The organism is Kitasatospora fiedleri, assembly GCF_948472415.1.
Classification (GTDB): Bacteria; Actinomycetota; Actinomycetes; order Streptomycetales; family Streptomycetaceae; genus Kitasatospora; species Kitasatospora fiedleri.
The window spans coordinates 771,470-791,935 of sequence record NZ_OX419519.1; the positions used below are offsets into that span (position 1 = coordinate 771,470).

Genomic DNA, 20,466 nt, shown 5'->3' on the forward strand with positions numbered 1-20,466 from the left:
GCTCACCCCGATGGGGCAGTCGTCCGGGCCCGGCCGGGGCGGCGGCGGACGGCGCGGTTCAGGGCACGGACGGCGGAACGGACGGCGCGGCGAGGGCGGCGGAACAAGCGGCGCGAAGGCGGACGGCGGGACGGACGGCGCGGTTCAGGGCACGGACGGCGCGGCGGCGGCGGCCGGGCGGGTCCGGGAGCGGGCCGCGAGCAGGCGCAGTCCGAGGGTGGTGCCGAGGACCGCGCCGAAGCCCAGGGAGGCGGTGGTCAGCAGGGCACTGGCGAAGCCGGCGCCCGCGCCGCCGGTGCGGGCCGCCACCGCGGCGAGCGACTGGAAGACCGCGGGGCCGGGCAGCAGGGCGCCGGTGATGCCGCACAGGATCATCACGGTGGGGGTGAGGTGCAGGCGCGGCGCGGCGAGGGCGGCGAGCAGGGCCAGCAGCGCCGCGGAGCAGAACGCGGCCGGGGCGGCCGGCACCGGGAGCGCGGTGTGCAGGACGAGGTTGGCGGCCCCGGCGACCAGCCCGGCGGCGGTGGCCGGCAGCAGCAGGCGCGGCCCGCCCCCGTTGAAGGCGGCGTTCCCGGCCGCGCCGACGGCGGAGGCCAGCAGCACCACCGGCGGGGTCAGTGCGACGAAGTGCACGTAGTGGGCGCTGTCGGCCCAGTCCCGGACGGCGAGGCCGGCCAGGGCGGTGCCGCCGAGCAGCCCGGCGAACAGGGTGGCCACCGTGATCAGGCGGCTCGCGGCCATCAGCGCGTAGCCGTTGACGGCGTCCTCGGCCAGCGAGACCACCGACAGGATCGGCAGCAGCAGCACCAGCACCGCCGCGGCGGCGGCCACCGCCTCCCGGCCGGTGAGGACGTCGAGTTGCAGGAGCAGCGTGCAGGCGCCGACGGTGGCGGCGCCCTGGGCGGCCGACAGGTAGAACGGCTGGAGCCCGGCCCGGCCCAGCAGCCACCCCAGCCGGCCGGAGAGCAGTTGCAGGACGAAGGCCGTCACCACCGCGCCCGCGGTGCCGCCGGCCTGGAGGCTGATCGAGGCCGCCAGGGTGGCCCCGCCGAGGGCGCCGGCGATCCACGGCCGCCGGGAGAGCCGGTCGGAGTCGGCCAGCAGGCGTTCGGCCCGGGCCAGCGGCAGGCGTCCGGAACGGATTCGCAGCACCAGCCGGTAGAGCCGGTTGAGGCCGTCCAGGGAACGGCTCTCGTCGGTGCGGGTCACCCGGGTCATCGACGTCGGCCGACCCTCCGCCGGGCGGTGGTAGAGGGTGATCGTCCGGGCGGTGATGTCCACCTGGAGGTCGTCGTGCGGGCCGTAGGCGGCGGCCACCGAGGCCAGCGCGGCGTCGACGGCGCTGGTCTCGGCCCCGGCCTCGAACAGCCGCTGCCCCAGCGCCAGGGCGAAGCCCATCGCCCGTTCGGCCTGGTCCGTTCGGGCCTGGTCCGTTCGGGCCTCCTCCGTCCGGGCCTCCTCCGGCTCCGTCGGTGCGCCCGCCTCCCCCGTCCCGGTCGGTGCCGTCCCGGTCGGTGCCGTCCCGGTTCGCTGCTCCGCCGGCCCGTCGCTCACCCCGTCGCCTCCGCCCGCCCGTGCACCGGCCCGCTGCCGCCGAGGGAGAGCGTACGGTCGCGGCCCGCCCGGACCCGGTAACGACCTGCCCCGGGACGCCCCGGCGGGCGCGATGTCCGCGGAGCTGGCTTCCTGGGAGGCGGGGCTCCGGACCGAGGGGCCCGCCGACCGGGTGCCACCGCCGTGGTGCCCGCCGCTCCGCCCCGGAAGGCGACCACCGTGCACTCCTCCGAAGACCCCCGGCCCGCACCCGCCGCCCCTGCCGCCCCCACGGCCCCCGACGGCGTCGAACCGGGCGTCGGGGACGCGCCCCGGCAGCCGCCCGCCGTCAAGCCGTACCGCCACCCGGCGGCCGGCTGGGGCGCGGCGAAGAGCGTGACGAAGTTCCTGGTCCGCGAGGGCGAGTACCTGGACGGGCCGCGCGCGATCATGAGGATGAACCACGAGGACGGCGGCTTCGACTGTCCCGGCTGCGCCTGGCCGGACGACCTCAAGGGGCTGAAGCTCGACCTCTGCGAGAACGGGATCAAGCACGTCAGCTGGGAGATGACCCGCAAGCGCGTGGACCGCGCGTTCTTCGCGGCGCACACCGTCACCGAGCTGTCGGAGTGGAGCGACTTCGCGCTGGAGGACCAGGGCCGGCTGACCGAGCCGATGGTGTACGACCCGGAGACCGACCGGTACCGGCCGATCGCTTGGCGGGACGCGTTCGAGCTGGTCGGCCGGACCCTGCGGGAGCTGGACGACCCGAACCGGGCCGCGTTCTACACCTCCGGGCGGCTGGGCAACGAGGCGACGTTCCTGTACCAGCTGATGGCCCGTGAGCTGGGCACCAACAACCTGCCGGACTGCTCCAACATGTGCCACGAGGCCAGCGGACGCGCCCTGCAAGCCGCGCTGGGCACCGGAAAGGGGACGGTGGACCTCAAGGACTGGGAGGCCGCCGACGCCCTGTTCATCCTCGGTGTGAACGCCGCCTCCAACGCGCCCCGGATGCTCACCGCGCTCGCCGCGGCGTACGAGCGGGGCGCGCGGATCGTGCACGTCAACCCGCTGGTCGAGGCGGCGGCCCGGCGCACGATCATCCCGCACGACTTCGTCGACATGGCGCTCAACAAGTCGACGCGGACCGGCACGCTGAACGTCCAGCCGCGGATCGGCGGCGACATGGCGCTGCTGCGCGGCATGGCCAAGGCCCTGCTGGAGCAGTCGGCGCACGACCCGAAGGCCCTGGACCGGCGCTTCGTGGAGCGGCACACCAGCGGCTTCGCGGAGTACCGCGCGGCGTGCGAGGCCACCTCCTGGGAGGAGATCGAGCGGCAGAGCGGCGTCTCCCGCGCGCAGATCCTGGCGGCCGCCCGGATCTACCGGGACGCGGACCGCAGCATCGTCAGCTGGTGCCTGGGCGTCACCCAGCACGAGCACGGGGTGGACACCGTCCGCGAGATCGTCAACCTGCTGCTGCTGCGCGGCAACCTGGGCCGCGAGGGCGCCGGCCCCTCCCCCGTGCGCGGGCACAGCAACGTCCAGGGCAACCGCACCTGCGGCATCGACCACCGGCCGGGCCGGGAGTTCCTGGACCGCCTGCGCGAGGTCTGCCGGATCGACCCGCCCACCGAGCACGGCAAGGACACCGTCGCGACGATCGAGGCCATGAACCGCGGCGAGATCGAGGTGTTCGTCGGCATGGGCGGCAACTTCGCGCTGGCCGCGCCCGACACCGCCTACACCCACGCGGGCCTGCGCACCTGCGCGCTGACCGTGCACGTGTCGACCAAGCTGAACCGCAGCCACCTCGTGCACGGGCGGCAGGCGCTGATCCTGCCCTGCCTGGGCCGCACCGAGAAGGACCGCCAGCGCGGCGGCGAGCAGTCCGGCTCCGTCGAGGACTCGATGAGCATGGTGCACCTGTCCCGCGGCATGAAGCGCCCCGCCTCCCCGCTGCTGCTCTCCGAGCCCGCCATCGTCGCCGGGATCGCCCGCGCGGCACTGCCGGACAGCGCCACGCCCTGGGAGTGGTACGTCGAGGACTACGACCGCATCCGCGACACCATGGCCGAAGTCCTGGACGGATTCGAGGACTTCAACCGGCGGGTGCGGCTGCCGCTGGGCTTCCGGATCAAGCAGCCCGCCCGCGAGCTGGTGTTCCTCACCCCTCCGGGAAGGCCGAGTTCTCCGCCGCCCCGCTGCCCGACGTCGTCCCCGCGCCCGGCACCCTCGCGCTCGGCACCATGCGCTCGCACGACCAGTGGAACACCACGGTCTACTCCGACGACGACCGCTACCGGGGCGTCAAGAACCTGCGCACCCTGGTCTTCATGAACCCCGACGACATGCGCGAGCGGGGCCTCACCGAGTTCGACCCGGTCGACGTCACCGCCACCGCCCGCGACGGCTCCACCCGCTCGCTGCACGGCTACCTCGCCGTCCCGTACGACATCCCGCGCGGCTGCGCGGCCGGGTACATGCCCGAGATGAACGTGCTGTGCGCGATCGGCGACCACAGCACGCAGAGCGACCAGCCGATCATGAAGCACCTCAAGGTGACGGTCACGGCCGCCGCGTCCCGCCGGAAGGAGCCCGCCGCGGCCGGGTGACCGGCTCCGGGGCGGGGCCGGGTTCCGGACGGGGGCCGAGTTCCGGGCGGGGCCTTGCGAGGGGGACTTGCGAGGGGGGCGGTCCACATCGGGTCGGGGGCGGGGGGCGGGGGCCCGCCGGGTGTCAGGCGCCGTGGAGGCGGCCGAGCAGCAGGTAGGCGCGTTCCTCCGCGGCGGTCGGCACCGCCGGGTCCACCCCGGCCTCCCGAAGTTCGCCCGCCGCCGCGTCGTCTGCCTCCCGCAGTTCGACCACCGTCGCCGCCCGCACCGCGAACAGCAGCGCGCCGTCCGGCCCGCTCAGTGCCAGGGCGTCCTTCGGCGACAGGACCCTCGCCACCGCGACCAGCGACGAAGGACGTGATCCGCGCATGCCCTGCTGCATATCAGGTGCTCAGAGCGGGTGCGGCGCCCACCGGGGGCCTGCCGGGAGCCCGGTGGCGGCTTCGGCGGTGGGGCGTGGGCGGGCATTCATAGGATTCTCAGAGCATTCCAAGCTTGGCCCCGGAACTGACGCCACGCCAGAATTGATCGCAGCTCATCAAGTCGGGCGGTTCGCCGTCCCGGTGCACGCTCCCAGCACCCGTTCCAGGTCTCGTCCCCACACGAGGAGTTCTCATGACCGAAGACCTTTCGCGGCTCGCCGAACGTGCCCGACCCATCCTCCTGGGCCTGTGCCGGATCGTGGTGTCCCTGCTGTTCGCCTGCCACGGCGCGGCCACCCTGTTCGGCGTCTTCGGCGGCGCCCACGGCAAGGCGCCGCAGGTCGGCGAGTGGCCCGGCTGGTGGGCGGCACTGATCCAACTGGCGGGCGGTGTACTGGTGTTGCTCGGAATCGCGGTACGGCCCATGGCGCTGGTGTGCTCGGGCTCGATGGCCTACGCCTACTTCAGCGTCCACCAGGAGCACGCCCTGTGGCCGATCCAGAACGGCGGCGAGCCCGCCGCGATGTTCGCCTGGGCGTTCCTGCTGATCGCCGCCGCCGGTCCCGGCGGCCTCGCCCTGGGCAGCCTGCTGCGCCGCCGCGAACGGGTGGCGAGCCCCGCCGTCGCCTGACCCGGCACGTCGGAGCGGCCCCGGACCCCGGTCCGGGGCCGCTCCGTTGCGTACGGGCGTCCCCTGGCCCCCGCCCCGAGGACGCCCACCGGGTCCGGCTGGCGGTCGCGGCCCGCACCCGCGCGGACCTGCACGACTGGCCCGCGCTGATCCAACTCGCCGCCCACCGAACCTGGTTGAACCTGCCCCCGGCCCCGGCCCGAGCCCCGCCCCCGCGCGCACCTGAGCGGGCCACCCCGCCCACCACGACAGCGCGGCCACCGCCTGAACCCGGCACCCCGCCCCGCCGTTCGGTCCCCGCCGTTCGGTCCCCGCGGCCGGGGCCGTTCGGCCCTTCCGGCCGCGCCGCCCGGATGGGGACAGTGACCCGGGTCAGCGATGTGTCCGGCCCGCCAGGCGGGCCGATCGGGTGGGCCTGGACGCCCAGGGAAGGCCGTGCGATGGAATCCGACGAGGTCATGCTGACGGTCCGACTCACCACCGCGGAGCGGACGTTGCTGCGGCGGCTGGCGCACGGGCACCGGGGCGACGTCTCCGAGGTGGTCGCGGACGCGCTGCTGGACGTCCTGCCCCTGCTGCTCACCCGGGACGCGCCCCGGCCGCGCCGAGCCCCCGGACCGTTTCGCCCCGTGCGCGGTGACGGTCTGGCTCCCGCCGGAACTCGCCGAACTGCTGCCCGCCCTCGCCACCCACCTGGCCACCCGGTACGGCCGCCCCGCACGTCCCCACCCGGCGCCCACGCCCTGTGCCGCACTGGGCACCGCGCTGCGCCTGTGGCTCCGCCAGGACCCGGCCCGCCTCGCCGCCGGCCTGCACGCCCTGCACGGCGGCCACCCGCACGTCCGCACCGCCGCGGCCTGAACCGCAGCACCCCACCCGCCCACGGCCCGTCAGACCCCTCCGGCCAGGTCCTTCCGTCGCGAAACGGCCCCGGGACCGGGACCCTCCGGCCCCCGCCGCCGGGACCATCGGCCCTGGGGCGACGGGGCGGCGACGCACGAGCATGGAGCGCCGCCACCCGGCGGGGGTCGCGCCGCTCCCGGACGCCCCGCGGGGTGGCCCGGCGTGCACCGCCGCCCACGCCGTCCCGGGGCACCCGGACGACCGGCCGCGCCGGTCCCCGGACACCCGACGGCACCCCGGGCGGCCGCGTCACCGACCCCACCTGCTCCACCGAGACCCACCGAGTCCCACTCACCGACCAGTTCGGCCCGCCCCCGGCCCCGGCCCGATCCGGCCCCGCACCGGGGCCGGGCCGCAACCGGCCTGCCGCTACAGCCAGTTGCGGCGCTTGAAGATCAGGTAGAGGCTGACGCAGACCACGCCCATCAGGCCGATCGCGAAGGGGTAGCCGAACATCCAGTGGAGTTCCGGCATCTCGTCGAAGTTCATGCCGTAGACGGTGCCGATGAGGGTGGGGGCGAAGAGGATGGCGGCCCAGGAGGAGATCTTCTTGATCTCGTCGTTCTGGGCGTGGCCGGCCTCGGCGAGTTGCTTCATCTCCTCGTTCTGGCGCTGGAGACCAGGGTGGCGTTGACGGTGAGGATGTTCTGGAGCATCTGGCGGAAGCCGTCGACGCGTTCGGCGGCGTAGGTGGCGTGGTCGGCGACGTCGCGCAGGTAGCGCTGGAGTTCCTCGTCGGTGCCGTACTTCTGGAAGCCGCCCTCCAGGGAGCGCATGATCTCCAGCAGGGGCCGGTGGCGCGCTGGAACTCGATGACCTCGCGGGAGAGTTCGTAGATGCGGCGGGAGACCTCGGGGTCGCCGCCGAAGACTTCGGTCTCGATCTCGTCGATGTCGTGCTGGAGTCCGGCGATGACGGGGGCGTAGCCGTCGACCACGGCGTCCAGGACGGCGTAGAGGACGGCTTCGGGGCCGAGGGCGAGCAGTTCGGGGTCGGCTTCGAGGCGGCTGCGGACCATGGAGATGTCGGGCGACTGGGAGTGCCGGACGGTGAGGACGAAGTCGGGGCCGACGAAGAGGTGGATCTCGCCGAAGTCGACCTCCTCGACGTCGTCGAGGTAGCGGGCGGCGCGCAGCACGACGAACAGGGTGTCGCCGTAGCGTTCCAGCTTGGGGCGCTGGTGGGCGACGATGGCGTCCTCGAGGGCGAGTTCGTGGAGGTCGAACTTCTCGGCGGCTTCGACGAGTTGGGCCTCGGCGGGGCGGTAGAGGCCGATCCAGGCCATGGTGCCGGGCTTGCCGGGGAGTTCGCGGTAGATCTCGGCGAGGCTGGTGGGTGTCTCTATCCGGCGGCCGTCGCGGTAGACGGCGGCGTCGACGACGGAGCGTTCCAGCGAGACGGGTCCGTCAGGGTGGGGGTGCTGTTCGGAGCGCGGTCCATCGAGTGCTCGGGGGCCGCGGTGCGGTCGGCGGGCCGCGGGGCGGGACGGCTGAAGGGTCGCTTGCTCGCGCGCACGGCGCGCACACGCCAGTCGGACACGGCGGTACCTCCACGGTTCTGGTGCCGCCGGGCCCGGACGGACGCGGACGGGCGGGCGGGGCGGCGGGCCCCGGTGGCGGCCGCACGCGGGCGCGGGGCGGGGCCGGGCGTGAACGCGGGGGTTCAGCGGGCGGCGCGGCGCGGGCGCGGGCGGTGGAACGTCCCGGAGCGGGGCCGACTTCGACCCGGACTACTGCACTCCACTGCTCTCACCTCCTGACGCTCCGGACGCCCGGGGGCGCCACGACCGCGGCCCAGTGTAGCCCCGTCGACCCCAGCCCCCGCCCACCCGCGCCGCCCGCCCGCCGTTCACCGGCCGCCCACCCGCGCGAAGACGCCGCCGGAAGCGTCCGCCCCGAACGCCCCCGAACGCCCGCGCGCGTCGCGTCCCCGCAACGTCGCTGAACGGGCAGGCGCAGGGCGAGGACGTCCTGGTGGACGTGCGCCGCGCGTGGACCGGCGCCCGGATGCTGCCGGACGGCGGGCACGCCCGGATCGCGCCGGGCGTCCCGGGCGACTGGCCCGGACCCCGCGCGAGGTGACCGCCCTGCTGGTGGAGTTCCGCGCCCCGGACGAGGAGGCGCCGACCGGGTACGAGGAGGCCGCCCGGCGCGCCGTCGACCGGCTCGCCCTGGTCCGGCCGGTCGGTCCGCGACCAACGGCTTCACCCGGGACCGGGCCGTCACCGCCGGGTACTGGCACGCCCGGAAGGCGTTCGTGACGGCCGTCGGCAAGGCTTGGCCCGGCACCACGCTGATCACCGAGGACTTCGCCGTCCCGCCCGCCCGGCCCCGGCAATCACGTGGCACCGACCGCCCCGGACCGGCCACACTCGGGCGCATGACCGACGACTCCCGACCCCCGGCCCAGGACCCGCGCGAGACGCCCGACCCGGTGCCCGACCCGGTGCCGGGCCGGGCGGCGCGGGAACCGGACGGGCCCGGGCCGTCCGCACCGGCGGCGGGGCTGGAGGCGGCGCGGGGCGCGCGGACGCTGCCGGACCCGCCGGGGCTGCCGGAGCTGCTGGGGCTGGCCGGGCACCCGGACGCGGAGGTGCGCCGGGCGGTGGCGAAGGCGCTGCCGTTCGCGGCGAGCCCGCCCCGGACTCGCCCCGGGTGCGCGCCCTGCTGACGCTGTGCCGGGACGAGGACCCGGGCGTGCGGGACGCGGCGGTGTTCTCGGTCGGCACCCTGGACGAGGCGTACAGCCCGGCGGTCCGGGCGGCGCTGCACGAGCGGCTGGACGACGAGGACGAGGACGTGGCGGAGGAGGCTGTCCGCGGCCTGGCCAACCGTCAGGACGCCTCGGTGCTGACCCGGCTGATCGACCTGCTGGAGACGTACCGGCGGCCGCACGTGCTGACGCTGTCCGCCGCGGCGGTCCTCGGCCGCCCCGAACTGCTGCCCGTCCTGGCCGTGTTGGCGGCGGAGGACCCGGACGATCCGGGCATCGCGGCGGCCCTGGCGGCCTGCGATCCGGTCCGGCGTGTGGAGCGGGCCACGCTGGCCTGGCACCTGCTGGAGGAACTGGTCTTCCGGCGGCCGGACTTGGACGCCGCGCTGGTCTGGCCGCGTTTCTCCGCGGACCTGCACCTGGAGATCCACCACGGCTCCGGTCCGCTCACCTACCACGCGGACGGCCTGTTGGGCCGGGCCGGGCAGGACCCGTCCCGGGCAGCCGCCCTGGTCGACGCCGAGTGCCCGCCCGGAGGCGGCTGAACCGGGCGCGGCGCCACCCGCCCCGCGGCGGCCGGGAGACAGCGCGCCGGACGTACCGTCATATGAGCGGACGGCAGGGGCGTGCGCGGGCTCGGCGGCTTGCCTCCGTGCGCCGGTCGAGTGAGGGTGCGGGAAGGTTTTGGCCGGGAATGCCCGGGTTGCCCGAACCTGACGCACCACCGGAGCGTGAACGAGTGAGCACCCCTCCCCCGCCCGACCCGCAGCCGACCGCCGCGCAACCCACCGACTCGCAGCCGACCACCGACCGGCCCACCGTGCCGCAGCCCACCGCCGCGCCGCAGCCGACCGACCCGCGCAGGCGCCGGTCGCGTTCAACGCGCCGTTCTCGGACCGTTCCCAGTGGGCGGCCGGCGCCTCCTCCGCGTACCCGCGGGGCGGGCGGAACCCGGACGACAACAAGCTCGACCACCTGGTGCCCGGCTACGGCCCGGACGGGGACCGTTTCACCGCGGTGCGGGAGAACGCGCGCAGTTGGCGGACGCCGCTGGTGACCACCGAGGGCACTGCGGGCGGGTTCGAACTGCGGACCGGGGACCGGCTGGAGGCCCGCTGCCAGGTGACGGCCGACCAGGGCGTCTGGCCCGCGATCTGGACCTGGGGGCGGGACGTCGCCCCCGGCCGGTCGCAGCCCGGCCACGGGGAGGTGGACGTGATGGAGTACCACGACGACCACCCCCGGATGCTGGAGCTGAGCAACCACGTCCGCCCCGGCGACCCGGCCTACCTGGACGACCTGGTGACGCCGGGCCGGTGGTTCACCCTCGCCTGCCTGTTCGGCCCCGACTCGGTCCGCTGGGAGCTGGACGGCCGCGAGGTGTACGCCGACGGCCGGGGCGTCGGCTCCGGCTGGCGGGCCTGGATCATCGTCAACCTGTCGGTCGCGGCCGGCCGTTGGGGCCACCGCAGTCCCGCGCCAACAGCGGCCGGCTCTCCTGGCGCTGCCGGGACCTGACCGTCCGCCGCCCGCAGTGACCCCATCCCCGCCGCTCCCACCGGCGGGCGGCGGCGCGCCCCGTCAGCCCGGCAGCGCGCCGAGTGGCCCGGCGATCAGGTGGTAGTCGGCGAGGAACCAGGTCGGCACCGCACCGGCCAGGGCGACCGCCGCCGTCGCGAGCCGGCCGGACCACCGCCACCACTGGCGCAGCCACCCCGCCACGGCCCGGCGGCCACGGCCGGCGCCACCGGCGGGACGGCCGCGCCCCACCGGGCGGGGGCGAGGGCGAGCGGGAGGAGCACGGCGAGGACGGGCCCGGACAGGGCGGGGGCGGGAGCCGGTCACGCCCCGATCATTCGGGCCGCCCGGGGTGCGGCGGTAGTGCGCGACACACCCCGGGCGTGCGTTCTGCACGTCCCCCTCCCGGCACCGCACGGCGGTCGCGCACGAACGGCGGCGCGCGGACAGCACCGCACGCCGCCCCACGCTCCTTCCCGCCGGAGCCCACGCCCTGCCGCGGGGAGACGGCCCGGCGGGATGGCCCACGTGAGCAGGGGGACGAGACGCGCGACGGAGCGCGGCGGCGCCGGTGATCCCGCCGACCCGGGGCAGGTCGGCGTCCGGCCCCGCCACGTCGGGCCGGTGCGCCAGGTGCGTGCCCTCGGCCGACAGCGCTCTCACCACGCGTCCCGTCCTCCCTCGGCCCGAGGGGCCCGGGGCAGGAGGCGTCGGACCCGACGGCGGCGGGGTTCTCCCGTGCCCGTCCCACCGGCCGCGCCCCACAGCTCCCGCGCCACCCGGTGGCCGGCGGCCCCGCCACGACGGCCACCACCCCGGACCCGTCCGAGCGGGCGTCAGACCGATGCCGCCGCCGAAACCGGCACCGTCACCCGGTGCTCGGTGAAGCTGCGCGCCGTCGTCACCCCGGCCGCCCAGCGCAGCGCCTCCGGCCGGACCGGCTCGCCGCGCAGCAGCCGCAGGTACTGGCCGACCAGGTCCGCGCCCGCCGCCAGCGAGATCGGCAGGCCGCCCGAGCAGCGCGGGTTGACCTCCACCACCCGGGCCGGGCCGTCCTCCGCCAGGAAGCCCTGGACGTTGACCAGGCCGGTCAGGCCCAGCACCCCGGTCAGCTCCGCCACCAGGACGTCCACCCGCGGGTCCGCGAACGTCGTCCCCCGGGTGGCGATGCCGCCGCGCACCTGGGTCCGCCAGCGCGGCACGGCGGCGTGCACGGTGCCGTCCCGGCCGATCAGGCAGTCCGCGGTGAACTCCCGCCCCGGCAGCAGGGTCTGCACGATCGGCTCGGGGACGCGGCGCAGCAGGGTCGGGAAGTCCGCCGGGTCGTGCACCGCGTGGACGTCCCGCGAGCCGCGCCCGCGCCGCGGTTTGACGATCCACGGGCCGGGCAGCTCGCCCGGCCCGCCGAGCGACGTCCCCGGGGCGGGGATGCCCTCGACGGCCCGGGCGAAGGCCCACTTGTCCAGGCAGGCGGTGACCGTCTCCGGGGCGGGGAACCAGGCCGCGACGCCCTTGTCCGCGAACTCCCGCTCCCGTCCGGCCAGTTGCTCCAGCTCCTCGCCGACCGTCACCACCAGTGCTTCGCACCGCCGCTCGACCGCGGTCGCCAGCAGCCGCTCCGCGAAGCCCGCCTGGCCGGCCGCCGGCAGCAGCACGCCCTCGTGGCCCAGGTGCAGGCCCACCCCGTGCGGGTCCGCGTCGCCCACCACCGGCACCAGGCCGGCCCGGGCCGCCTCCCGCGCCAGCACCACCCCGGCGGCCCGCCGCCCCCGGTCACCAGCACCCGCACCGTCATCGCTCCTCCACCTCGTCCGTCTCGTGAGCCCTGCCCGTCCCGTTCGCCCTGTCCGCCCGCCCGCCCCGCCCGCCCCGCCCGCCCTGTCCGCCCTGTTCGCCCTGTCCGCCTCGGACGCACCGCCCGGCCGCCGCGGGCGGCGTCCGATCCGCAGCGCGACCATCAGCAGCACGGCCAGCAGCAGCATCAGGTAGGACCAAAGGGTTCCGCCCCAGTCGTGGAAGCCGACCATGGTGGGGATGCCGTAGTCCTGGCCCACCCAGAGCACGGCCACCAGCCGCGCCAGGTTCGCGGTGGCGAACAGCGCCGCCGCCGCGACCGCCCCGACCAGCCGCTGGCGCCACGTCCCGCCGAGGATCAGCAGCGAGACGCCCGCGCAGGCCGCCACGACGGTGAGCGCCGAGCAGGACGGGGTGATCCGGATGAAGAACGGCTGGTACCCGTGGAAGCCGTGCACCAGGTCGGTGCCGGGCAGTTGGCGGACCATCGACAGCCCGCACCAGCGGGCCACCGCCCCGGTCGCCGCCGCCTCCGCCCGGGTGACCGGCCCGGCCGCCCAGTGGCCGAGGGCGAGGGTGGTGGCGATGACCGCCAGGACCCGCAGCAGCGGGGCCAGCGGCCGGGCCGGGCCGACCGCCGGGCGGGGCCGGGACGGGCGCGCCGCCCCGGGGAACGTCGGGAGTCTCACAGCCGGGCCCCGATCGCCGCGTTGGGGCGGCCGCGGTCCGCTCGGTCTTGACCCAGGAGTACGCGGAGCCGACCCGCCGGTCGATCAGGGCCCGGGTGCACAGCAGCATGGAGAGCACGAACAGCGCGGGGAACAGCAGCAGCAGGAAGACCTCCCGCCGCCGCGTCCCGGCCCGGACGAGTCCGCCGCCGATCTCCAGCACCGGCCCGGCCAGCATCAGCGGGGCGACCGGCCACAGCGGCACGGTGAGCGCCAGCCCGGGCCAGGAGGCTTCGACGCCCGCCAGCAGCAGGGCGACGGCGCACAGCACCGGCACGTGGTAGAGGTACAGGAACAGCAGCGCCTCCACCTTGCCGAGGACGCCCAGGTGCCGGGAGCGCAGCAGCGCGTCCCGGTGGTCGGCGCAGACCTGCTGGTGGCCGCGCGCCCAGCGGTAGCGCTGGCGCCAGTAGCCGCGCAGCGTGGTGACGGCGAGTTCGGTGTCGACGGCGTCCTCCGCGTAGCCGACCCGGCGGCCGGAGAGCCAGACCCGGACGGTCAGGTCGGTGTCCTCGGTGACGGAGTCGACGTTCCAGCCGCCGAGTTCGCGCAGCACCGAGGTGCGCACCGCGCAGTTCGCGCCGCCGTACGCGGGCAGGCCGAAGGCGCTGCGCCGGCCGGCCATGTTGACCAGGTAGCCGCACAGGTAGTCGACGGCGACCAGGCGGGCGATCAGGCTGTCGCCGGGGTTGCGCACCACGCAGCGTCCCTGCGCGGCGCCGGTGCCGGGGTCGTCGAAGGCCCGCACCAGGGCCCGCAGGCAGCCGGGTTCGGGCTGGTGGTCGGCGTCGAAGACGACGGTGATCTCGCCGCGCACCAGTTCCAGCGCCTCGTTCAGCGCGGCGGACTTCCCGCCGACGGCGTCCGCGGCCCGGCGCAGCACCCGCCAGCGGGGGTGCGCCTCGGCGGCGCGCTCCAGCAGGGTGCCGGTGTCGTCGGCGGAGCGGTCGTCGACGAAGACCACGTCCAGCCGGTCGGCGGGGTAGTCGAGGGCGGCCAGCGCGCGGGTCAGCCCGTCCACCACCCTGGCCTCGTCGTGGCAGGGCACCAGCACCGTGACGCTCGGCAACTCGCCCTGCTCGTCGGCCGGTCGGGGCCGGGCGTGCAGCGCCCCGGCGAGCAGCACCAGGTGCCGCAGCAGGTAGAGCCCGAACACCCCGGCGAGGAAGCCGGCCAGCGCGTGGTGCGCCCAGGCCGGGCACCACCACAGCAGCCCGGCCGCCGCCACCGCCACCACCGCCGAAAGCGCCCACCGCGCCCGCTTCACAGCGCCTCCCGTACGGCGTCGAGCGCCTCCGCGACCGTCCCGAAGGACGCCGACTCGCTTCCGTGGTCCGCCCGTCGGCGGTACTCGCCCTGCCGGACCCGGAGCACCGGGATGCCCAGCCGGGCCGCGCCCGCGACGTCCTTGTCGGGCCGGTCGCCGACCATCAGCGCCTCGCCGGGCGCGCACCCGAGCAGCGCCAGCGCCTGCCGGAAGCCGTCGGGGGCGGGCTTGCGGGCGGCCCGTCCGCCGGGCAGCTCGTCGGTGCACACCACGTGCGGCAGCAGCGGGACGAGGCCGGTGGCGGCGAGTTTGGCGCGCTGCTGGGCCGGGTTGCCGTCGGTGAGCACCACCAGCGGGACGGCCGCGGCGAGCCGGGCCAGCCGTTCGGCGACGCCGGGGTACGGGTCGAGCCGCACCGGCCGGAACTCCCGGAAGACGTCCACGAGTTCGGCGGCCGTCCGGGCCTCGTACCCGCCGACCCGCTCCAGGGCCCGGTCGACGATCCGCCCCCGGTCGCTGCCCTGCGCGCACACCTCGGCCAGCGCGGCGCGCAGGGCCGGGCGCAGCGCGGCGGGGGCGGCCTGCGCGACCGCGTCCCAGGCGGCGGCGAGGAACTGCGCCTGCGGGTAGAGGGTGTCGTCGAGGTCGAGCAGGACGCCCCGGCAGCGCGCCCCGGCACCGGAACCCACCGCCCCCGCACCGGAACTCGCGGCCCCCGCAACGGAGTCCGCCGTCGGCCTCATGCCCGGACCTGCCGGGGGACGGCCGTCGCGGCGGGCGCGGTGACGGTGAGGGTGAGCAGGCTGCGGGTGGCGGTGAACGCCTCGGCGGCCTCCAGGCGGCCCTGGAAGCCGCGGAAGCGGGCCTGGGCGGCGAGCGCGTCGAGGTCGACCCGGCGGGAGCCGACCACCTGGGAGAGGTGGTGGCGCAGCAGGGCGAGCTTGCCGGGGACGTGCCCGGTGACGTCGCTGTAGACGGTGGGGTGGAAGTCCAAGGTGGTGGGGCCCTCGTAGTGCAGCAGGTGGGGGTGGGTGCGGGCGGCGGCGACGGTGGCCCGGGCGGCGGCGCGGTGGTCCTGGTGGGAGTCCTCGGCGGCGTGGGTGAGCACCAGGTCGGGCCGGAACTCGGCGAGGACGTCCTCGATCCGCTGGGTGAGCGCGGCGTCGTGCGCCAACTCGCCGTCCCGGAAGCCGCCCCGGTACAGCCGGGCGCCCAACTGCCGGGCGGCGGCCTGCTGTTCGCGGTCGCGCAGCTCGGGGTCGCCGGGGCCGAGGCGGCCGTCGGTGAGCACCAGCAGGCCGACCTCCGCGCCTTCCGCCCGGGCCTTCAACAGGGTCGCGCCGCAGCCGAGTTCGATGTCGTCGGGGTGCGCGCCGACGGCGAGGACCCGCATCAGGCCGCCACCGGTCCGGGTTCGCGCAGCGCGAGCCGGTCCGCGCGGTGCAGGGTGGTGACGAGGGCGGCGATCCGCTCGCCGGTGCGCCCGTCGCCGTAGGGGCAGGGCAGGTGGGCGATCCGGCGCTGTTCGGCGGGGTCGAGCAGCCGTCGGGCGGCGGCCACCGCCCGGGCCTGGTCGAGTCCGGCGAGCGCGGCCTGGCCGAGGGCGACGCCCTCGGGCCGGGGGGTGCTCTCGCGCAGCACGACGGCGGGGACGCCGAACCAGCCGGCCTCCTCCTGGAGGCCGCCGGAGTCGGTGGCGACCAGCGCCGAGGAGGCGATCAACTCCAGCATCCGGCCGTGCGGTTGGGGTTCCAGCAGCTCGATGCCGGGGTGCCGCAGGGCGTCGGTGAGCCGGTGCGCGGCGAGCCGGTCGGCGGTGCGCGGGTGCAGCGGGAAGACCACCGGCCCGCAATTGTCGGCCAGCGCCCGGACGGTGGCGACCAGCGCGGCCAGCCGCTCGGGCGCGTCCACGGTGCCCGGGCGGTGCGCGGTGACCAGGACGCCGCGCCGCCGCTCGACCGGCACCGCCGCCACGCCCGAGGTCCGCAGCACGTCCAGCACGGTGTTGCCGACCACGTGCACGGCGTCCGCCGGGACGCCCTCGCGCAGCAGGTTGTCCCGGGCGCCCCCGGTGGGGGCCAGGTGCAGGGTGGCGAGGTCGGCGGCGACGGTGCGGTTGTTCTCCTCGGGGGAGAGCGGGTTGCGCGAGCGCAGCCCGGCCTCGACGTGCGCGACGGGCACGCCGTGCCGCCGGGCGGCGAGCGCGACCAGCGGCACCGTCCAGGTGTCGCCCTGGACGACCGCCAGGTCGGGGCGCGGCCCGGCGGCGAAGTGGGCGAGCGCGTGGGCCAGCAGGGCGCCGGTGCGGGCGGCCTCGTCGCCGGTCAGCTCCCAGGACTCGTCCGGGGGGACGCCCAGGTCGGCGAAGAAGGCGCCGGCCATCCGCCGGTCGTGGTGCTGGCCGGTGGCGACGACCCGGACGCCGGCCCCGGCGGCGCGCAGGGCGTGCACGACGGGGGCGAGCTTGACGATCTCGGGGCGGGTCCCGGCGAAGACGGTGAGCTGCGGGGCCCGGCCGGGACGGGTGGTCCCGGCCGGGGTCCGCCGGTGTGCGGCGTTCATCAGGAGACGGGGACCTCGAGTCCGCTGCGGTGCTTCTGCCAGGCGGAGTAGCCCGCGTACCCGGCTCCGGCGGCGAGCGCGGCGCCGGCCAGCAGCGCGCCGGAGCCGAAGGCGGGGGTGTCGACGGTGGCGGCGGTGCGGGCGATGGTGACCCGGTCGATCTCGGTGCCGGCCTTGGCGCCCTCGACCGAGATGCCGCGCACGGTGAGCGTGGCGGTGCCGCCGGGGGCGGCGGGCTTGACGTCCACGGCGAGCAGGTTGTGCCCGCGGTAGCGGACCCGGGACCAGTCGACCGCCTCGGTGACCTTGCCGCCGGCGCCGAAGTAGCCGGCCGCGACGCCGGAGGCGTCCTTGACGTTGCCCGCGTAGCTCTCCGGCCCGTTCGAGGGCAGGCTGTACAGGCTCGCGCCGCCGCCGCCCGCCACGATGTAGGTGGTGCCGTCGGTGACGGGGCTGACGGTGTCGCCGACGCCCGCGGTGCGGGTGGGCTTGCCGCCGCGGATCGGGTCGGTGCGCTCGTACATGTGGTTGTGGCCGTTGATGACCAGGTCCACGTTGTACTTGTCGAACAGCGGGGCCCACTTCTCCCGGACGCCGCCGTCGGAGACGTGGCTGGTGGTCACCGCGTAGGCGCAGTGGTGGAAGAAGACGATGATGAAGTCGATGGTGGGCTTGGCCCGCAGGTCGGCGAGGGTCCGCTCCAGCCAGCTGGTCTGGGCGCCGCCCGAGTAGTCCTTGTTGGCCGGGATCTCGTAGGAGACGTCGTTGGCGTCCAGCGACAGCACCGCGACGTTGCCGTAGGTGAAGGCGTACACGCTGGGGCAGTTGGCGGGGCCGTTGGTCGGCAGGTCCAGGCGCTTGGCGTGGCCGCCGTAGCCGTTGGGCGAGTACCAGGCCTCCATGTCGTGGTTGCCGGTGGCGACCATCCACGGCACGGACTGGGCGACCGGCTCGATCTGCTTGAGGTAGCCGTCCCACACCGCCGGGTTGTAGCTGTCGTTCAGCTTGCCCTGGCCGTTGGGTCGGCGTAGCAGATGTCGCCGGCGAGCAGGTGGAAGACCGGGTTCTGCGCGGTGATCTGCGCGTTCTCCAGCGCGGCCTGGGCGCTGGCGCCCTGGTCGCCCATGGCGGTGAAGGTGAACGGCTTGAGGCCGGAGCCGCTGCCGGCGGGGCCGGTGGTGAAGGAGTTCACCGGGCCGGACGCGGCCTCCAGGCCCTCGTGGCCGACGGCGTAGTAGTACGTGGTGTTCGGTTCGAGCTTGTCGAGCGCGGCGTGCCCGTAGTACTGCTCCAGCGGGGCACCGGTGCCGTAGTCGCTGTGCAGGTTGCGGATCTCGGCCTGCACGGTCTGGCTCAGGTCGGTGGGCGAGGTGCCCACCCGCAGCACGGGGTTGGTGACCGCGGACGGCACCTGCCAGCCGACCCGCATCTGGGTGGCCGGGTCGTTGCCGAAGGCGAGGTGCCGGCCGAACGGCACCACGGCCGAGCCGGGCGTGTCGGCGTACGCGGGGCGGCTGAGCAGCATCGGTCCGGCCGCGACGGCGCGGCGCCGAAGACGCCGGCCCGCAGCACGCTGCGCCGCGACACGCCCTTGCGGACGTCCTGCCAGTACTCGTACTGCTCGGCGATGGTCATCTCGTCGGCCCGGCGGCGCGACACCCGGAAGCCGGGAAGGTCCACGGGATTTCCCTTCGTGGTGTGGTGGTGCGGAAGCGGAACCTCGCCTTCGCCCGATGGAGGTTCACGCGCCGAGATGACCTGTTCGGAGACAGCCGGTAAACATTCATACGATCAGATCGGGCGCTCCGGTGAAGATCGCCTGAACGCCACCTGGTGGTCCCCGGCGGCACCCCCCTCTCGCGCCCGCCGCCCGCCGGTGGTGAACTGTTGCGGTGAGTGATCAGCGCGACAGCACCGAACCCCCGCTCCCCGGCACGGCCGTCGAGCGCCGCCCGGCCCCCGTGGTCCGCTGCCGCCGCTGCCACCGCCCGCTGCACAGCCCGAGTCCCGCTGGGAGAAGCTCGGCCGCCACTGCGCCGACGCCCCCGAGCGCACCCGGGTCTACGTCATCGACCAGGACCACCTGCCGGGCACCTGACCCCCCGTCAGCCCCCACCCACACCGCACCGGACCGGACCGCACCGGACCGCACCGCACCGGACCGGCGAGGGCGCCCGCTCACCCCGCCGCCGCCCGGACCGCCCGGCTCCCCCCGCCCGCCAGCACGTCCTCGCACCCGCAGCCCGGCCCGGTGGCCGGGTGGGTCGGGGGGCCGTCGTACCCGGCGCGGCGTTCGCGGTCGGCCAGCGCCCCGGCCAGGACGGCCCGGTGGACGGCCCGGGCCAGCCGGGCGCCCCAGCGGGAGCGGGGGCCGCCGAAGGGCTCGACCGCCGCGCCCGGCCGCGGGGCGCGGACCGCGACGCAGACCGCGTCGGAGGGGGTGCCGGAGCAGTCGTACCCGGCCTCCAGCAGGGCCTGGACCTTCGCCTCGGTGGCGGTGGTGAGCAGGTTGAGCAGCCCGGCGTCGGAGAGCGGCGCGGGGACGACGGCCAGGATGTTGATGGTGCCGGGCGCGTGGCGGGCGGGCGGGACCTCGGGGGCGGCGGCCCAGGTGGGGACGCCGATGCCGGTGGTGACCACGGCGGTGGCGCCGCCGTCCTCGGCCCAGGTGCAGGCGTCCACCTCGGCGGCCGTCATCAGGCCGGTGCCGGGGCCGGTCAGGCCCTGCGCGGCGGCGAGTTCGGCCAGGTGCCCGGCCGGGTCCATCCGCCCGTACCCGGCCCGGACCTGGGCGTTGAGCACCCAGTGCCGCTCGCCCAGGCCGCCGCCGAGGACGCCGGAGCCGGCCATCCGCCAGCCCGGCCCGGCCCGCCACACCAGCAGGTGCCGGCACGCCCCGTCCTCGATCCGCCCGGCCCGCTGCACCGTCACCGCCGGGGCCGCCGGGTCCATCAGGTCCCCCGCGTCCACCCCGTCCACCAGGTCCCCCACGTCCGCCGCCCGCTCCTCGCTCATGGTCCGCCAGCCAACCACACCGCGGCGGCCGGAATTCGCCCCGGCCCGACCGGATGCGGCAGAGTGGCGTCATGACCCCGCCCCCCGCCGCGCCCGCCCGCGCCGCCCGCGCCCCGGCGGCCGGGGCGCGCCGCCGACCGGTGCAGCAGCGCAGCCAGGAGCGCTACGAGCGGCTGCTGGACGCCTGCGCGGGGGTGCTGGACGAGGCCGGGCCGGCCGGGCTGACCACCAAGGAGGTGGCGCTGCGCGCCCAGGTGCCGATCGGCACCCTCTACCAGTTCTTCGCGGGCAAGGAGGGCCTGCTGGCGGCCCTCGCCGAACGCAACCTGGCCCGCTTCCTGGACGGCCTGGCCCGCCGGGTCGCGGCGGCCGGCTCCCCCGACCTGGCCGCCTTCACCGACCACGCGGTGGACGAGTTCGTCACGATGAAGCGCACCGTGCCGGGCTTCGGCCACCTGGACTTCGGCCTGGTCGGCACCGTCCCCGCCGAGGTCGACGAGCTGCACCTGCTGGACGCCGAGCTGGACAACAACGCGGCGGTCGCCGTCCGGCTGCGCGCCATCGGCGGCGGGCTGTTCGCGGCGCCCGGGTACGGGCTGGCCCTGCGGGTGGCGATGGAGTGCGCGGACGCGGTGCTGAAGCTGGCGTTCCGGGCCGATCCGGCGGGCGACCCGGCGCTGATCGCCGAGTGCAAGCGGCTGGTGCGCAGCTACCTCGCCGACGTCCCGCCGCGCGACTGACGGGTTCGGCTTTGCGCCGTCCG

General features: G+C 76.3%; 16 protein-coding genes and 5 pseudogenes. 8 read left to right on the plus strand and 13 right to left on the minus strand.

Annotated features, from left to right (window positions below):
• Nucleotides 1-144: 144 nt before the first annotated feature.
• A complete protein-coding gene (locus QMQ26_RS03910; RefSeq protein WP_282204766.1) occupies nt 145-1,554 on the minus strand; it encodes a threonine/serine exporter family protein in 1,410 nt (469 codons plus the stop codon).
• 219 nt (nt 1,555-1,773) lie between these two features.
• Here QMQ26_RS03910 and QMQ26_RS03915 point away from each other — a divergent pair.
• Nucleotides 1,774-4,151, plus strand: a pseudogene (locus QMQ26_RS03915) (FdhF/YdeP family oxidoreductase).
• 124 nt (nt 4,152-4,275) lie between these two features.
• On the opposite strand, the gene QMQ26_RS03920 reads toward QMQ26_RS03915, so the two are convergent.
• Entirely contained in the window at nt 4,276-4,521 is a 246-nt protein-coding gene (locus QMQ26_RS03920; protein WP_282206724.1) for a hypothetical protein, read from the minus strand.
• Between the two features lie 245 nt (nt 4,522-4,766).
• On the opposite strand from QMQ26_RS03920, the gene QMQ26_RS03925 reads away from it, so the two are divergent.
• On the plus strand, nt 4,767-5,204 hold the full coding sequence (locus QMQ26_RS03925) for a DoxX family protein (protein WP_282204767.1): 438 nt from the start codon (nt 4,767-4,769) through the stop codon (nt 5,202-5,204).
• A gap of 636 nt (nt 5,205-5,840) precedes the next feature.
• Nucleotides 5,841-6,065, plus strand: coding sequence for a hypothetical protein (locus tag QMQ26_RS03930; RefSeq protein WP_282204768.1), 225 nt, complete (start codon nt 5,841-5,843; stop codon nt 6,063-6,065).
• Nucleotides 6,066-6,476: 411 nt separating this feature from the next.
• Here QMQ26_RS03930 and QMQ26_RS03935 read toward each other — a convergent pair.
• Nucleotides 6,477-7,638 (minus strand): annotated as a pseudogene (locus tag QMQ26_RS03935) (magnesium and cobalt transport protein CorA).
• Nucleotides 7,639-8,116: 478 nt separating this feature from the next.
• Here QMQ26_RS03935 and QMQ26_RS03940 point away from each other — a divergent pair.
• The 4 genes and pseudogenes from QMQ26_RS03940 to QMQ26_RS03955 form a co-directional block, all read left to right on the plus strand.
• Nucleotides 8,117-8,435 (plus strand): annotated as a pseudogene (locus tag QMQ26_RS03940) (FAD-linked oxidase C-terminal domain-containing protein); the annotation flags it as partial.
• A gap of 51 nt (nt 8,436-8,486) precedes the next feature.
• Complete coding sequence (locus QMQ26_RS03945; RefSeq protein WP_282206725.1) at nt 8,487-8,777, plus strand: HEAT repeat domain-containing protein; 291 nt, start codon at nt 8,487-8,489, stop codon at nt 8,775-8,777.
• Nucleotides 8,762-9,364 carry a HEAT repeat domain-containing protein gene (locus QMQ26_RS03950; RefSeq protein ID WP_282204769.1) on the plus strand — a complete coding sequence of 201 codons (603 nt, stop codon included), beginning with the start codon at nt 8,762-8,764 and terminating at the stop codon, nt 9,362-9,364. The genes QMQ26_RS03945 and QMQ26_RS03950 overlap by 16 nt, the downstream gene beginning before the upstream one ends.
• A 433-nt stretch (nt 9,365-9,797) precedes the next feature.
• A complete protein-coding gene (locus tag QMQ26_RS03955) occupies nt 9,798-10,337 on the plus strand; it encodes a glycoside hydrolase family 16 protein (RefSeq protein ID WP_282204770.1) in 540 nt (179 codons plus the stop codon).
• 63 nt (nt 10,338-10,400) lie between these two features.
• Here QMQ26_RS03955 and QMQ26_RS03960 read toward each other — a convergent pair whose 3' ends face one another.
• The 10 genes and pseudogenes from QMQ26_RS03960 to QMQ26_RS03995 form a co-directional block, all read right to left on the minus strand.
• Nucleotides 10,401-10,541 carry a hypothetical protein gene (locus QMQ26_RS03960; protein ID WP_282204771.1) on the minus strand — a complete coding sequence of 47 codons (141 nt, stop codon included), beginning with the start codon at nt 10,539-10,541 and terminating at the stop codon, nt 10,401-10,403.
• 632 nt (nt 10,542-11,173) lie between these two features.
• The gene (locus QMQ26_RS03965) at nt 11,174-12,085 is read right to left on the minus strand and encodes an ATP-grasp domain-containing protein (protein WP_282204772.1); all 912 of its coding nucleotides are present in this window, start codon (nt 12,083-12,085) and stop codon (nt 11,174-11,176) included.
• Between the two features lie 264 nt (nt 12,086-12,349).
• Nucleotides 12,350-12,619, minus strand: a pseudogene (locus tag QMQ26_RS37965) (hypothetical protein); the annotation flags it as partial.
• A 493-nt stretch (nt 12,620-13,112) separates the two neighbouring features.
• Nucleotides 13,113-14,126, minus strand: a pseudogene (locus tag QMQ26_RS37970) (glycosyltransferase); the annotation flags it as partial.
• Nucleotides 14,123-14,815 carry an HAD family hydrolase gene (locus QMQ26_RS03975; protein ID WP_282204774.1) on the minus strand — a complete coding sequence of 231 codons (693 nt, stop codon included), beginning with the start codon at nt 14,813-14,815 and terminating at the stop codon, nt 14,123-14,125. The pseudogene QMQ26_RS37970 and the gene QMQ26_RS03975, both read right to left, overlap by 4 nt.
• Before the next feature lie 50 nt (nt 14,816-14,865).
• Entirely contained in the window at nt 14,866-15,519 is a 654-nt protein-coding gene (locus QMQ26_RS03980; protein WP_282204775.1) for a PIG-L deacetylase family protein, read from the minus strand.
• Entirely contained in the window at nt 15,519-16,688 is a 1,170-nt protein-coding gene (gene wecB, locus QMQ26_RS03985) for a non-hydrolyzing UDP-N-acetylglucosamine 2-epimerase (RefSeq protein ID WP_282204776.1), read from the minus strand. Before wecB ends, QMQ26_RS03980 begins: the two co-directional genes overlap by 1 nt.
• A complete protein-coding gene (locus QMQ26_RS37225) occupies nt 16,688-17,668 on the minus strand; it encodes a metallophosphoesterase (RefSeq protein ID WP_318552184.1) in 981 nt (326 codons plus the stop codon). The genes wecB and QMQ26_RS37225 overlap by 1 nt, the downstream gene beginning before the upstream one ends.
• Nucleotides 17,669-17,688: 20 nt before the next feature.
• Nucleotides 17,689-18,213 carry a fibronectin type III domain-containing protein gene (locus QMQ26_RS37230; protein WP_318552185.1) on the minus strand — a complete coding sequence of 175 codons (525 nt, stop codon included), beginning with the start codon at nt 18,211-18,213 and terminating at the stop codon, nt 17,689-17,691.
• Nucleotides 18,214-18,866: 653 nt separating this feature from the next.
• Nucleotides 18,867-19,640 (minus strand): adenosylcobinamide amidohydrolase, encoded by a 774-nt coding sequence (locus QMQ26_RS03995; RefSeq protein WP_282206410.1) that lies wholly within the window; start codon nt 19,638-19,640, stop codon nt 18,867-18,869.
• 134 nt (nt 19,641-19,774) lie between these two features.
• Between QMQ26_RS03995 and QMQ26_RS04000 the strand changes: the two genes are divergently transcribed.
• Entirely contained in the window at nt 19,775-20,443 is a 669-nt protein-coding gene (locus tag QMQ26_RS04000) for a TetR/AcrR family transcriptional regulator (protein ID WP_282204777.1), read from the plus strand.
• Nucleotides 20,444-20,466: the final 23 nt, after the last annotated feature.